The organism is Paraburkholderia sp. GAS206C (genome assembly GCF_050435645.1).
Taxonomy (GTDB): Bacteria; Pseudomonadota; Gammaproteobacteria; order Burkholderiales; family Burkholderiaceae; genus Paraburkholderia; species Paraburkholderia phenazinium_B.
Genome location: NZ_JBNDKR010000001.1, coordinates 546775 through 561214, shown reverse-complemented (window position 1 = coordinate 561214; position 14440 = coordinate 546775). Strand labels below are relative to the sequence as shown.

The window sequence follows — 14440 nt, the reverse complement described above, 5'->3', positions numbered from 1 at the left end:
AGTCAGCGCTGTGCCGCGAGGATGTGTGCGGCACAGCGTCAACTGAACTGTTGTTAAAAGACGCGCCGCGCGTCTCTAAGGGCAGATCAACGTGTGCGCGTAGCAGACGCGAACTTAACGTGCAGGCGTCCAGCAACCATCTCTTCGCCGTCCGCGATGACCATCGTTTTGATGGTCATGTTTCTGTCGACCACAAACGGGCTGATGAACAAATTCGTCCCGATCGAAATTCGCGACGTCGTGTCTTCCGCGTCAGTTCGTGCCTGGATGTCGCGCTGAATTCCTGCAAGCGTTTCGGACGGAATCGGGTTGTCGATCAAGACACGGTCGCCCTCGCTGATCTGGACGGTCAGAGAGTGGAAGGGATGATCGGTATCCGTGATCGCAAAGGCTACGATGCAAAGCTTGGGTAGGACCGTCGGATTGGCGGGCACTAAAAGATCCCCACCGTAGAGCCCCATGATTGAAGTCTTGAAGCCTATTTCAACTCGTACGTCGTCGCAGAAATGACAAAAGGCATAGCGGGTCATTACTTCTCCGCGAGTGATTCAGCGACTGCCTGCTCGATCAAAGGCCGAAGCTCATCCAGTGTGATGCCCAACGCGTCGGCCAACTGCACGGCGGTGGCGAACTGTATTTTACCTTGCCTGCTTCAATTTTTGCGATGTGAGGTTGGCTCGTGCCGAGTTTCTCGGCGAGTGCCACCTGAGAAAGCCCCTTGCTGAGGCGCATCTGCGAAAGCGATGTTGGTGTTCCATAAAACTCGTTGGCCAGTCGCTTCCGTGCCGCAGACAAGCGGGAGGCGTACTCGGGATTGGCTTTTTCGCGGGCTGACAGGATGTTCGCGGCAGAGACTGCGCCGGGTCGCCGCGGACGTGCTGCTGCCTCACGGGCGTCGATCCAAAGTGCCAATGCCGAGGCGGACGACTGACACGTTTGAGCATCGCTAGTGACGAATAACGAGTCCCATGAACTCGTACTCGTCGCAAATTCGGCGGGTGATGTGGTGATCTGGCTCATAGTTGTAGGCGCTTCTGCGCAACTCTTCGTGAGATTTGTGGAATTGGTCGTCGCCGACTCATTCGCTACAGAATCCAGACAGAAAACGCTTGCGACACTGGCGATTCACGTTCCCTCACGGCGCCAACGTCTCCGAAGTCTTCACCGCATGCAGCCCCAACTGCCCGTGCTGGAAATCAAGCAGCACGTCAATGTTCTGCATTGCCGTCAGCCCCACCACGATCCGGTTTCCCTCACGGCGCCAACGTCTCCGAAGTCTTCACCGCATGCAGCCCCAACTGCCCGTGCTGGAAATCAAGCAGCACGTCAATGTTCTGCATTGCCGTCAGCCCCACCACGATCCGGTTCGCACCCGGCTTCGTCTTGGCGATCGTGATCTGCGCGCTCTCATAGCGATGTCCCCACGAACCGACGCCAAGCCCCACGTCGTAGTTACCTTGCGCGAGCACGTCATTCTCCTCGCCGTCGCCGGTCCAGTTGGGCGCCTTGTCGGTCTCTACGCGAATCATCTCGGTACTGCCGGTCGAGAACACCACCGGCGCGCAGAAGCGCATCTTGTCGGCGATCTGCACGCAACCCGCCGGCCACTGCAGTGCACCGGCTTGCGACACTGTCATCGGAACCATCGTGAAATTGTGCGTGAGGCCCGGCGATGGGCTCAGGATCACAAAAGGTTTGTCGAAATTCGCATGCACCAGATAGCGCTGACCGAGATTGCCCGGCAATGCCCGCAGCGGATTCGTGCAGCAACCGTCGAACGGTTGTGCGGCGCCGGCGCCGAAGACACCTGAGAACGCAAAGCCGAACTCGCCCGTGTAGCCATCCATGGCGAGGCAGTGTTTGTTGTTGCGCTGACAGCGCACGTCGTTGACAGTTTGTGCGCTCACTTCAACCGGTTTGGTGCCAATCACGCTAACGGGCAGCCTGACAGACGGTCCGGAAACCTGGGCGCCATTCGCAAACGTCATGGACGTCGTGGCGCCCGTGACCGGATAGTTCGTTCCCGGCAACACCTTGGAGAGCACGCGCACGCCCTCGGTGCCGCTGTCGAAGGCCATGTAGACGGCTTTGCCGTCGAGCTGAACCGGCATGCCGAGCCGCGCGTGACCTTCATCGGCACGTTCGACATGCAGCGGGATCAGCACGCCGTCATTGCCGCCGTTAATTAGCGTGGCTGCGGGGGCGGGAGGCGTCGGAACCGGAAAGGTGACGCTGCAACCACTCAGCGAAACGACGCCGCCAGCAAGCGCCGCGACTGTGAAAGCACTCAGGAGATGGCTGCGAATGAAGCTCAGGGAATTTCGGGACAGCAGGGACATGGGGCACACTTTGCAAAAGAGCGTGTCCCAGACGGAGGCGGTGCATCGTAAACGGTGAGGCGAGCCGCAGTGACGAACTGTCGCGAAGGCCCGTCGCCTTGTGGGCGGTGGAATGGGGCGCTTGCGGAGCCTGCGGGAGGGAACGCGGGATCAACAGAACCGCAGACTCTACCCGCCTCCCTATACCGAAATGAAGAAAAATGTAACAGCTTGATCCGGATCAACGACCCAGCGAAAAATCACGTGGTTGGCGGATCACGCTTTCCACCGCGCGGCCGAGGATGGCCCGGTCCAGCGCGCGGGCTAATGCGCCGATCACTTCATCGAGGGTGCGTGAGATGACTTCTACGCGAAAGGTGATGCGCTCGTTGCGCTTGTCGATGGTCACGACATAGAGCCGCAGATTCTTGCCGAGCGCGGCTTGCAACGCCCGCCTGCCGGTTGTCGAAGAGGTGCCGGGTACCGTCACATCGAGGGTGACGAGAGGTACACGGACTGGTGCGGAGGGTGCGGAAGAAGCAGGTGAGCGCAAACCTCGCGGGGCGACCGTAGCAGGCGTGGCGGTGGACTGTAACATCGTGGGGCGCCGCCACGGAGGTCGGCGGCGTGTTGTGGAGACGAGTCCACTTTAGCCGCGCGAGTCTCAAGCGAGTGCAAAAGCTCGCCGTGTTCAGGTTAATTTTGTGTTAACGGGGGAGGGTCGGTGCAAACGGCGAGCGTCGTCGCTTTTTGCCGCTGCTTCTACCGCCGCGTTTATCACCTGATGCCGCCAGGTCAATCTTTCGGAGCCTGAGCCGGCGCTGCCGCCATCGTTTCCCGAACGGTCTGCGCCACCCGTTCGACGAACTCGAGATCGACGCTCGAAAGCGCCTCGCGCTCACCGCTGCTGGTCTGGACCATCAGACGATGCGTGACGTCCTGGGTGATCCACGTGAGCCAGCCCACCACCACCAGCATGATCCCGCAGACAATGCCGACAGATGAGCGGAACACGCCGCCGGCAATCGCGCCGATCAGGCCGATCACCGAGATCGCCACGGGCAGGATCTTGTTCTTTTGCACGGTAACGACGCGCACGCTCTGGATCTCGCGCAGCGGGAAAACCTGCCCGGCGGAGGAGAGTGCATTGCGCGTGACCGAGACGCCACGGTCGTTGAAGGGGATTTCCATCAGGTTGAATGCAAGCGGTAGCAAAGGGCGCAGGGTACCAGAAGCGGGGCGCGAGCAGGAAGGGGCGGGGTGACGCAGACGGTTACTTAAACGTACAAACGCCCGAACGAAGTGCCCATGACAGGCGCCTTCGTTCAGGCGTTTGCTGTTCTCACGGTACGTCCCGGGGGCGTGCTGCCGCCCGGGACGCAGATTCCGCTTAGAACTTGACGCGGATGCCCGCGCGAACTGCCAGCTGCGAGTCCGTACCGGAAACCGGCAGGTAGCTGCTCGTGCTCACGCCGATCTGCGATTGCAGGGCGGCGCCGTTTGCGGCCTTGCCCTTGGCGTCCTGATACACGCCGAGCAGGTACACGTCGGTGCGCTTGCTCAGTGCATAGTCGACGCTGGCGTCGACCTGGTTCCAGTGACCGTTGGTCAGATCTTTCGCCTGCATGTACGTGTAGCCCAACGCGCCCGTCAGTGCCGGCGTGATAGCGTACTTGGCGCCCGCTTCATACGCATTGAACGTCGTCATGTGGCCGACGATCTGCTCGATGTTCGTGTGCGTCCACAATGCCCACAGCGTAGCCGGTCCGATCGAGTACTTGGCGCCGACGCCAGCCGTAGCCAGGTCCTTCGCAACGCCTGCCGCACCCGTAACCGACGATGCATTGGCGAGCGTCGTCGAGAACGACGGTGCTGCCGAACCCGGGAAGCGGATATCGGTGTACGCGGCGCCGATACCGAACGGGCCGTTGTTGTAGTTCAGGCCGAAGCTGTAGGCCGACGACGAACCGCTCGAACCCGGCGAGCCTTCAAACGCGCCAGCCTGATTCGAGAAGCCGTACATCGCACCGAACGTCAGGCCGTAGAAGTTCGCGCTGGTGAACTTGACCGAGTTGTTGATACGGCTCGACGTGAGCTGATCGATATCGTTGATGTGGTAGCCGTAGTTGCCTGCGACGGTCTCGCCGCCGTTGGCATACGCGCCGCCCAGATAGTCGGTGGAGAACGAGTACTGACGGCCGAACGTGAGCGAGCCGATGGTGTCCTTCGTCAGGCCGACGTAGGCCTGGCGGCCGAACAGTGCGCCGCCTTGACCCAGCGCGCCCGTGCCCGAATTAAAGCCGTTTTCCAACAGGAAGATGGCCTTCAGACCACCGCCCAGATCTTCGGAGCCGCGCAGGCCCCAACGGCTGCCTTGCGAGACGCCGTCACCATATTGATACAGACTTTTGCCGCCAGTGCCTGCATGGTTCACGTAGGTGACACCTGCGTCGATCAAGCCGTACAGGGTCACGCTGCTTTGTGCGTGAGCGGCGCCAGCGAACGCTGCGAGGATCGCGGTGGCTAAGACTTTCTTGTTCAAGAGATTCTCCGGTTTAAATGATGCAATCGCGCGAGAAGCGAACGCGCGCCTGACTCTTTTGGCCGGTCACGCGATGGCGTGAAATGTAAGGGAAGGGGGTGAAGGCTCTGTGACAGACATGTAATAATTGAAATCGTCGTACAAATGCAACAATTCAATTTCAAAACTTGAAATAGTCCGGCGCTTGGGCGTCGTTTGTGCGTATACCCTGAGTGCCTTCGCGGAGGGCGGCGAGGAGGGCTGGTGAACCACGCGACTCTTCTATTATCGGTCTGCGCGATTGGTAATAGTTAGGGTGACTAAGTTATGCAGGGCGGCTGAGTTAGCCAATGAAGCAGCGGTGGCATCGCTAATGCCACCGCTCTCTCGCTGGTCAGTTCACACGGTCAGTTTGACAACAACGATCCCGAACGAAACGCCTTGGCCCCTGCAATACGGGCGAATTCCAGCCCGGCGGTCGCAAAGCGCGACAGGTGCCGCGCGTACATCACACCGGCCACGCTGCTCCTGAGCGTCACGACGCGATCGGTCAGCGGGTCGACAATATCGGCGATCTCATGGCCGACGTCGACCCAGGTGCCGACTTCAGTGCGGTACACCAGTACGCCGCTGATCGGCGCGACGATCGGTTCAGCGCCGGCGAGCGGCGTAGCAGCGAACTCGAGCGCGGGCATCGGCGCCGCCGTACCGTCGATCACGCCGCGGTGCGTCAGATACTCGATGATCGCCTGCGCGTCGTGCTCGGCGAACTCATACGAAACGTTGCGCTGGCCGCGCAGTTCGATTGTCACCGATACCGAGCCGTTCGGAATCGGGAAACGGTCGCCGTAACGGCCGCGCAGATCGGACCAGCAGAAGCTGTGGATCTCGTCGAACGGATTGCCGACCGAATTCAGCGCCAGCAACGACGCCTTGGCTTCCAGATAGCGCGCGAGCGGCTCGACCTCCGTCCACAGGTCCGGATTGGTGTAGATGTGCATGGCCGCTTCCCAGTCGCAGTGCAGGTCGAGCACGACGTCGGCGTCGTACGACAGCTTCTGCAGCGCGAGGCGATGCGATTGCAGTTCTGTTTCCGGCTTGATTGCGTCGAGCGCCTCGCCCGTCGCGGTGCGGATCGCCTGGCGGTTGTGCTCGACGTCGTCGGTCAGGCGCGCTTCGATCACCGGCAGGACGAGGGCCGCCAGATCATGAAAGTTGCGGTTGAAGTTCTGCGCGGTGGTGGCTTCGAAGCGGCCCATGTGATGGCCGAGAAAGTGCTGGTTCAGGCCGATCGGGTTTGCCACCGGCACGATCACCACCTCGCCTTTGATCTTGCCGGCGGCCTCGAGCGCTTCGAGCTTGCGGCGCAGGGCCCAGGACACCAGCATGCCGGGCAGTTCGTCGGCGTGCAGCGAAGACTGGATATAGATTTTTTGCCCGCCGCCGGGACCGTAGTGAAAACTCGTCAGGTTGCGTGCGGTGCCGAGTGTCGGGGAAATCAGCGGATGGGTTAGCGTTTGCATGGTCTCTGAAGCGCGGCGACCTCGCGGGGAGTCGCGCTATGTCGTTGATTTCAGTTTGGAAAATCGAATTTTGCAGCGGCTTGCAATGCGTCGGGCATGGCCGGCGCCGCGAAGCGTAATCGCTCGATCTTAGCCGATAAGCGAACGCAATGTGGAGTAGCCCACCAGCGCGAGCGGTGATTGCACGCTACCCCAAACGAAACGGGCCCCGCCTGGAGCGGAGCCCGTTTGAGCCACTTCGCGGTGGCGCGGCCAGCCGCGCCAGCTGCGATCAGCTGCCGTACACGTCGAACGTGAAGTACTTGTTCTCGAGCTTCTTGTACGTGCCGTCCTTGATGATGTCGGCAATCGCCTTGTCGACCTTGGCCTTCAGGTCGGTGTCTTCCTTGCGCATGCCGATGCCTGCACCATTGCCGAGGACCTTCTCGTCGATGATGTCTTTACCGGCAAACTCATAGCCTGCGCCACGCGGGGTCTTCAGGAAGCCGATGTCCGCTTCGACCGCGTCTTGCAGCGATGCGTCCAGACGGCCCGACAGCAGGTCGGTGTAGACCTGATCCTGGTTCTGGTACGAGATCACCTTGGCGCCCTTCGGCTCCCAGTAGGTCTTCGCGTACGTTTCCTGGATCGTGCCTTGTTCGACGCCAACCGACTTGCCCGCCAGCGATGCCGGCGTCGGCTGCAGACCCGAGCCCTTCTTGGTCACGAGGCGCGTCGGCGTGTTGAACAGCTTCGACGAGAAGGCGATCTGTTCCGCACGTTGCGGCGTCATCGACATGGACGACAGCACGCCGTCGAACTTCTTCGCCTTCAGCGCCGGGATCATGCCGTCGAAGTCGTTTTCAACCCATACGCATTTTGCATTCAGACGCTTGCAGATTTCATTGCCGAGGTCGATGTCGAAACCGACGAGCTTGCCGTCCGAACCCTTCGATTCAAACGGGGGATAGCTGGCGTCGACACCGAAACGGATGGTGGTCCAGTCTTTCGCATGTGCGCCAATCGAGACGGTGGCAAGCAGAGCAACCGTCAAAGCCGCTAGCAGTTTTTTCACTGTTTTACTCCTCGGTGGTAGTTCGTGTTACTCCCGCGGACGGTTGTGCCGCCGCGAGATAGTGCCCGGCGCGACTCACGACCGGGCAGGTTGACCGGCTGCGGCCCAGGCGGCCAGCAGCGCGGGCAAAGCTTATCAGGTCAAAAAGTTTACGTACTCAGTGAAACACCGGATGGCGTCTTGACAGAGCGAGAAGAGTTTGCGTGCGGACTGCGGTTAAATCAAGTGGGCTAATTGACGTACGTTCAACTAGCCGCCGGTCATACCCGAACGAGGAGCGTCTCATGCGCGATGCATGAAGTGCGTGAAGCGCGGACGACGAATTCCAGGAATTTGCTAATTGAATCAAGGACATTCGGGCCGTGAACAGGCTGCGTGAGCGGATGTCTGCCAAGCGTTGATGCCGCTCATGCGGGCTTTCTCGCCACGGCTCGCGTGGCAGCGACGCTTCGAGTGAATCGGGCGTGTGCGTGTGACCTACGTGGCTAAAAAACGCAAATACGTGACGCAAATGAGCAAGTTTGCGTGCGCGCGCCCATCGGGCCGCACGCGTGACGATCGCGCCAACAGATTTGTCCACCATTCTCGCCGGCGGATTGAATACGGCATGTTCAACGTTTAAGCCACTGGGCGATCCGCCTCTTCAGACTTCGCCGTGCCGCAACGGGTGCCGGAGCCTGTGCGTAGCGTGGTTGCCACATGGCGGTTCCAAACCGCTCTCCACGGAGGTAACAGCTCCACACGTTCAACGTCGCAAAACGTGTCGGAGTCCGGAGCATCTCGTTCATCCAGTCTGGATCGTTCATCGCGGGGTTAGCCGGATTGGCCACAGTCCTTACACGATCCGCGCCCCCTCGCGATAGGTGGCGCGGGGCACCGGCAATGTATCGAGCATCGTCACCCGTACGAAGTCCGCCCGTAGACCCGGCGCGATCGCACCGCGGTCGTGCAGCCCCGCCGTGCGCGCAGGCTCGGCCGACACGGTCGCCATGGCGCGCGGCAGCGTCCAGCCGGCCTTGTCCACCAGGTCGAAGACGGCAGTGAGCAGGCTCGACGGCACGTAATCGGACGACAGGATGTCGAGCAGATCAGCCTTGGCGAGTTCCAGCGCGGACACGTTGCCCGAATGCGAACCGCCACGCACGATGTTCGGCGCGCCCATGATGGTGGAGATACGGTACTCCCGTGCGGTTTCGGCGGCGATGCGGGTGGTTGGGAATTCCGCCAGCACGATGCCCTCGGCTGCGGCCTGTGCGACGTGCTCGACGAGCGTGTCGTCATGGCTCGCTACCGGCACACCGAGGGTTTTGCAGCGCGCGACGATCTCGCGGCGGTGCGCATCCGCATAACGCTCCTGCTCGTCAGCCAGTTCGGCCAACGCGGTTGTCACATGCTCGTCGGTGAGCTTGCCATTGCGTTCCTGGAAGCGGCGCCATTGCTCGCGGTCGTGCCACTGCCGCTGACCCGGCGTGTGATCCATCACGGAAGCCAGGCGCAGCAATGGATGCTTGCACAACGAGTCGAACACTTCGACCACGTCGGCGGTGGCAATCTCGCAACGCAGATGCAAAAAGTGCTCGGCGCGCAGCAGATTCTTTTCATGGAAGCGCGTGAGAGCCCGCGCGCATTTCGTTTGCAGATCGCGGCCACGGATGCCGGCATTCGAGCGTGTGCCGATGGCGAGCGCGTCGAATACGGTGGTGATGCCCGCAGCGGCTACTTGTGCATCGTGGATCACGAAGGCCGCATCTGTATTCCATTCCACGCCCGGACGCGGCACGAGATGTTTCTCGAGATTGTCCGTATGCAGTTCGATCAGACCCGGCAGCAGGAAATCGCCGTCCCAGTCTTCTGCTTCGCGTGCCGAGGTGGTGCCGCGTTCGACGTCGTGGATCTTGCCGTCTTCGATGCGCACCACGCCGGTGAATACTTCGTCTCGCGTCACGATGCGAGCGTTCCTGATCAACATCGACATGCTCCGTAGTCAGTCTGCTGGTTTCACTGCTCAGTGTAGCGCCGCTTGATGACGCAGCGGTGGCTGAAGTTCGAGGCGGCGTGTCGCCACCTTCGCGCGCGTGTCTTCATCGTGAAAGATACCGACAATGGCCGCGCCGCGCTCGCGCGCTTCGATGACCAGATCGGCGACCACGTCGCGATTCCCGGCATCGAGCGAAGCTGTGGGCTCGTCGAGCAGCAGTAACGGATGACCGGCGATCAGCCCGCGCGCAATGTTCACGCGTTGCTGCTCACCGCCGGAAAACGTGGCGGGCGCGAGCGACCACAGCCGTTCGGGCACGTTCAGACGCGCCAGCAGCGCGGCGGCTCGCTCGAGCGCTTCTTCTTCCGCCACGCCTCGCGACACCAGCGGTTCGGCAACGAGCGTGAGCGTGGTGACGCGCGGAATGACCCGCAGAAACTGGCTCACATAGCCGACCACGTTGCGCCGCAAACGCAACACGTCATGCGGTTCGGCGCCGGTAAGGGCGACGTGCTGCGCCTCGTCTGCATCCGAGCGGATCGCAATGGAGCCTGAACTCGCCAGATAGTTGCCATACAGGCAGCGCAGCAGCGTGCTCTTGCCGATGCCAGACGGCCCGACCAGCACGACGCATTCGCCCTGCTCGACGTCCAGCGAGACGCCCGCGAGCGCATCGATCTGCACACCGCCCTGGGCATGCAGCGTGAAGGTCTTGCGGATATCGACGGCGCGCAACATCAGCGCTGGGTTGTCGATAAAAGCGCGTTCAGACGCGCGTGATTCGATGGATGACATCGTGAACCTCAAACCGGCAGGACGGAAGAAACCAGCGTTTGCGTGTATGGGTGTTGCGGATCGTCGAGCACCTGATCGGTCAAACCCGATTCGACCACTTCACCACCTTGCATGACCATCAAACGATGCGCGAGCAGACGCGCCACGCCGATATCGTGCGTGACGATCAGCACCGACAGATGCAGCGTGCTGGTGAGTGTGCGCAACAGGTCGAGCAGACGCGCCTGCACGGAGACGTCGAGACCGGCGGTGGGTTCGTCCATGAACACGAGGCGCGGCCCGGTGACGAGATTGCGCGCGATCTGCAGACGCTGCTGCATGCCGCCGGAAAACGCGGCGGGAAATTCGTCGATGCGCGTTGCGTCGAGTTCCACTCGCTCCATCCATTGCGTCGCGGTAGCGCGAATCTGCCCGTAGTGGCGCGCGCCGACCGCCATCAGCGGCTCGCCTATATTGGCGCCCGCGGATACGCCGCTGCGCAGGCCATCGCGCGGATTCTGCTGGACGAAGCCCCATTCGGTGCGCATCAGCAAACGCCGGCGCGGCTCGGACATGGCCAGCAAGTCGAGCTTTTCGCCGTGCGTGGCGTGATAGTGCAGCGTGCCGCTATCGGCCTCGGTTCGCAGCGCCAGCGTGTTCAGCAAGGTCGTTTTGCCCGAACCCGATTCGCCGACAATACACAGCACCTCGCCCGGATACAGATCGAAGCTCACGTTCCTGCAGCCGTTACGGCCGCCGTATTGCCTGGTGATGGCGCGGGCGCTCATCAGCGGTGTGAGGCGTGCGGTCATGCGGATTCTCCTTCGGCGTGCTTGACGAGCGCGCCTGGCGCGTCGCTTTCGCCCGCCTCGCCAGTCTGCTGTTCGCGCCGGTCGTGGCAGTAGTCGCTATCCGAGCACACGAACATGCGGGTGCCCTGATCGTCCACGATCATCTCGTCGAGAAAGCTTTCTCTCGATCCGCACAGCGCGCACGCATGTTCCCAGTGCTGGATTTCGAACGGATGGTCATCGAAGTCGAGACTGCGCACTCGCGTGTACGGCGGAATGGCATGGATGCGCCGCTCGCGGCCCGCGCCGAACAGTTGCAGCGCGGCGTTCATGTGCATCTTCGGATTGTCGAACTTCGGGATCGGCGAGGGCGACGTCAGATAGCGCTCGTTGACAATCACCGGATAGTCGTACGTCGTAGCGATCCCACCGTGATGCACGATGTCTTCGTACAGCTTCACGCTGATCAGACCGTAGTCGGCCAGCGCATGCAGCTTCTTGGTTTCGGCGGTGCGCGGCTCAAGCCGGTACAACGGCTCGGGCATCGGCACCTGATAGACGAGAATCTGCTTGTCGGTCAGCGGCGTTTCGGGAATGCGGTGACGGGTCTGCACAATCGTCGCTTCCGACGTGCGGCGTGTGGTCTTTACACCGGTGGTGCGCGCAAAAAAGCGGCGAATATTGACCGCGTTGGTGGTCTCGTCGGAACCCTGGTCGATCACCTTGAGCGTGTCGTCGCGGCCAATGATCGCAGCGGTCACCTGAATCCCGCCCGTGCCCCAACCAAAAGGCAACGGCATTTCGCGCGAAGCGAACGGCACCTGATAGCCAGGTACTGCGACGGCCTTCAGGAGCGAGCGGCGGATCATCCGCTTGGTCTGCTCGTCGAGATAGGCGAAGTTGTAGCCTTCGGCCGCGCGGTCGTATGGCGCGCCGCCGGCAAGTTGTGGATCGGGCGCGTTCATGCGGCTTGCTCCTGATGATCGTGGCCGTTAGCGGGTTGCAGCGTCTGCGGCGTTTCTGCGGGTTCTGCTGCCGATTTCGCCTGCGTCGCTTCTGTAGCCGGTTCCGCTTCCGCAACTTGTGCCGCATGTTGCGCACGCAAACGGCGCACGAGTTCGAGTTCGGCCTGGAAGTCGACGTAGTGAGGCAGCTTCAGATGCTGGACGAAGCCGGAGGCTTCGACGTTATCGCTATGCGACAGCATGAATTCGATATCCTGGGTCGGCGATGCGAGCGTTTCGCCCAGCTCTTCGGCACGCAACGCACGGTCCACCAGCGCCATGGCCATCGCCTTGCGCTCCGAGTGACCGAAGGCGAGACCGTAGCCCTGCGTGAAGGTGGGCGGAACCTCGAGGCTGCCGGCGAACTGGTTGATCATCTGACATTCGGTAATGTCGATCTCACCAATCTCGACGGCTTCGCCCAGTTCATCGAGTTCCATCTCGACGCTGATCGAGCCGAAACGGATTTCGCCCGCGAACGGATGCGAGTTTGCGTAACCGCGCTGCGTCGCATAACCCATAGCCAGCAGGAAGCCTTCGTCGCCGCGCGCGAGATTCTGCAAACGTGTTGCACGGTCTGCCGGAAACGAGAGCGGCTCACGTGTCAGATCACCGGGCTCCGCTGAGCCGGGCGCAGGCCTTTCCTGTTCGATCAGGCCTTCCTTGTTGAGCAGGGAGACGACCCGGGGCATCGATTCGGGCCCGGTGTCGCCGAGCGCTGCACGCTGAGCGGCGGCCGTAGCAGCAGCGCTGTGTGAAGCGTTATCAGTATTCCCACCGTTTGCCTGTTCGTCAGCCATCAACGAGAAATCGAGCAAACGCTGCGTGTAATCGTAAGTAGCGCCGAGCAACTGCCCACCCGGCAGATCCTTGAAGGTCGCCGAAATGCGGCGCTCGACCACCATCGCTTCGCTGTCGAGCGGCTGCGTATATCCGAAGCGCGGCAACGTCGTGCGATACGCTCGCAGCAGAAAGATCGCTTCGACGAGATCGCCGGCGGCCTGCTTGATGGCGAGTGCCGCGAGATCTTCGTCGTACACCGAACCTTCGGTCATCACACGGGCCACCGAGAGCCGCAACTGTTCGCGGATCTGCCCGACGCCCAATTCGGCGAGCCGCGTATCGCCGCGGCGCGACTTGTCGAGCAGACGCCACGATGCTTCGATCGCGCGTTCTCCACCTTTGACGGCAACGTACATCAGTTCACCTTTGCATGAGTTGTGCGCGGCAGACCGATCAGCGTGTTGCCGCAGACGAGGTAGCAATCGATGCCGCACGGAAACAGCGGCGCGAGGCTGGCGCGCTCGCGCCAGAAATGTTCGGGCAGCCCGAGCGGCGAGATGGTGGCCGTGCGTTCGATGCCAGGGCCGCTCAGCACGACGCTGGGTCCACCGGTCAGCGCATCGACGCGGATCAGCAAGGTCACCGATTGCTCCGGCGTTTCCGCCGCACCGAGCGAGAAGTGTTCGAGTTCCGGCAACAGCGCGGCGTCATGGATATACGCAAACGCAGCGTCGTGCACATCGTCGACGAGCGGTGCGCCGGTATGAAAGCGCAATGCCGAGGCCAGCGCGGCGTCCGGTTGCGCGAGCCATACGGGTGTCGAGTAATCGCACAGTGTCAGAAGCGCCGCTAAAGCAGCCAGTTCGGCGCGCGAGCGGTGTGTGCCGGATGCCTGCGATGCGGGCAGCACGTTCTCTACGACACCTACCGTGCCCGGCCGCGATAGCGCATCGAGCAGCGTGCGGAACACCGCCTGGGTGTCGTGCACCGGATCCACAAAACCAGGGGCAAGCGTGGAGAGGGCAATCTGTGAGGAGTTCATCGCGTTTTTTGTCAGGTTGTCCATCAGTCGCCCCGCACCATGGTGAAGAATTCGACGCGTGTCGACGCGGCTTCGTCTCGCCGTGCCGCGCGCTTTTCGGCGAGCTGCGCGGCGAGCGGTTCGATCAGTTGGCCATGCAGCCGCGCGTGCTGCTCAGGCAATTGCAGTAGCGCATCGGCCAGCGCAGCGAGTTCGGCGCGACGCCGGTCGCGGCCCAGATGACAGGCCACGCCCACCGGCGCCTGCTCGGCCGGGCTGCGCAAGCGCAGCGTGGCGCGGGTGACGGTGGCTTCGCCGAGATTGAAGGCGTCGCCGCTGCCGCCGACGCGACCGCGCACCATGGCGAGACCGGTTTCGGGCGGCCGTAGCCAGTCGAATTCCGGCGGACTCGCGCCGTCCAGCGCGTGGCTTAGTGCGGCTTCAAGTTCGGCGCGCGGCGTATGGGCAAGCACGGCCATCCATGCGCGCCGCATGGCGGAGGAGGGCGTGGCGGAAAAGGCGCTCATCGAGGTTCCTATTGGTCCGGCGAGTAGACATTTGACCATCTATTCGTCTAAACGTCTAGACGTTTAGAGGTAAGATGGTTGTGCTTGCAGGACGCTCGTGTTTTCATATTTCCATCACGGCTTGCGCACTACAATGCACGTCACAA

Annotated in this window: 15 protein-coding genes; all 15 read right to left on the bottom strand. The window is 61.9% G+C overall.

The window, feature by feature from the left end; translation table 11 throughout:
• Positions 1 to 86 precede the first annotated feature (86 nt).
• The 15 genes from P3T20_RS02620 to phnG all read right to left on the bottom strand — a co-directional run bounded on the left by P3T20_RS02620 (position 87) and on the right by phnG (position 14294).
• Entirely contained in the window at positions 87 to 530 is a 444-nt protein-coding gene (locus tag P3T20_RS02620; protein WP_429285967.1) for a hypothetical protein, read from the bottom strand.
• A gap of 37 nt (positions 531 to 567) precedes the next feature.
• A complete protein-coding gene (locus P3T20_RS02615; RefSeq protein ID WP_429285966.1) occupies positions 568 to 1020 on the bottom strand; it encodes a helix-turn-helix domain-containing protein in 453 nt (150 codons plus the stop codon).
• A 233-nt stretch (positions 1021 to 1253) separates the two neighbouring features.
• A complete protein-coding gene (locus tag P3T20_RS02610; protein WP_429285965.1) occupies positions 1254 to 2339 on the bottom strand; it encodes a hypothetical protein in 1086 nt (361 codons plus the stop codon).
• A 220-nt stretch (positions 2340 to 2559) separates the two neighbouring features.
• Positions 2560 to 2766, bottom strand: coding sequence for a hypothetical protein (locus P3T20_RS02605; protein ID WP_429285964.1), 207 nt, complete (start codon positions 2764 to 2766; stop codon positions 2560 to 2562).
• Between the two features lie 347 nt (positions 2767 to 3113).
• A complete protein-coding gene (locus tag P3T20_RS02600) occupies positions 3114 to 3509 on the bottom strand; it encodes a DUF6232 family protein (protein ID WP_074269085.1) in 396 nt (131 codons plus the stop codon).
• A 199-nt stretch (positions 3510 to 3708) separates the two neighbouring features.
• Entirely contained in the window at positions 3709 to 4860 is a 1152-nt protein-coding gene (locus P3T20_RS02595) for a porin (RefSeq protein ID WP_074269084.1), read from the bottom strand.
• A gap of 386 nt (positions 4861 to 5246) precedes the next feature.
• A complete protein-coding gene (locus P3T20_RS02590; RefSeq protein ID WP_429285963.1) occupies positions 5247 to 6362 on the bottom strand; it encodes a succinylglutamate desuccinylase/aspartoacylase family protein in 1116 nt (371 codons plus the stop codon).
• A 271-nt stretch (positions 6363 to 6633) separates the two neighbouring features.
• On the bottom strand, positions 6634 to 7416 hold the full coding sequence (locus tag P3T20_RS02585) for an ABC transporter substrate-binding protein (RefSeq protein WP_074269082.1): 783 nt from the start codon (positions 7414 to 7416) through the stop codon (positions 6634 to 6636).
• Between the two features lie 835 nt (positions 7417 to 8251).
• The gene (locus tag P3T20_RS02580; RefSeq protein WP_429285962.1) at positions 8252 to 9385 is read right to left on the bottom strand and encodes an alpha-D-ribose 1-methylphosphonate 5-triphosphate diphosphatase; all 1134 of its coding nucleotides are present in this window, start codon (positions 9383 to 9385) and stop codon (positions 8252 to 8254) included.
• 36 nt (positions 9386 to 9421) lie between these two features.
• Positions 9422 to 10189 carry a phosphonate C-P lyase system protein PhnL gene (phnL, locus tag P3T20_RS02575; RefSeq protein ID WP_429285961.1) on the bottom strand — a complete coding sequence of 256 codons (768 nt, stop codon included), beginning with the start codon at positions 10187 to 10189 and terminating at the stop codon, positions 9422 to 9424.
• An 8-nt stretch (positions 10190 to 10197) separates the two neighbouring features.
• Positions 10198 to 10980, bottom strand: coding sequence for a phosphonate C-P lyase system protein PhnK (phnK, locus tag P3T20_RS02570; RefSeq protein WP_074269079.1), 783 nt, complete (start codon positions 10978 to 10980; stop codon positions 10198 to 10200).
• The gene (locus P3T20_RS02565) at positions 10977 to 11924 is read right to left on the bottom strand and encodes an alpha-D-ribose 1-methylphosphonate 5-phosphate C-P-lyase PhnJ (protein ID WP_429285960.1); all 948 of its coding nucleotides are present in this window, start codon (positions 11922 to 11924) and stop codon (positions 10977 to 10979) included. Before P3T20_RS02565 ends, phnK begins: the two co-directional genes overlap by 4 nt.
• Entirely contained in the window at positions 11921 to 13162 is a 1242-nt protein-coding gene (locus P3T20_RS02560; protein ID WP_429285959.1) for a carbon-phosphorus lyase complex subunit PhnI, read from the bottom strand. Before P3T20_RS02560 ends, P3T20_RS02565 begins: the two co-directional genes overlap by 4 nt.
• Positions 13162 to 13788, bottom strand: coding sequence for a phosphonate C-P lyase system protein PhnH (gene phnH / locus P3T20_RS02555; protein ID WP_429286186.1), 627 nt, complete (start codon positions 13786 to 13788; stop codon positions 13162 to 13164). Before phnH ends, P3T20_RS02560 begins: the two co-directional genes overlap by 1 nt.
• Positions 13789 to 13811: 23 nt before the next feature.
• Positions 13812 to 14294: a phosphonate C-P lyase system protein PhnG gene (gene phnG / locus P3T20_RS02550; RefSeq protein ID WP_429285958.1), complete on the bottom strand. Its 483-nt coding sequence runs from the start codon at positions 14292 to 14294 to the stop codon at positions 13812 to 13814.
• Positions 14295 to 14440: the final 146 nt, after the last annotated feature.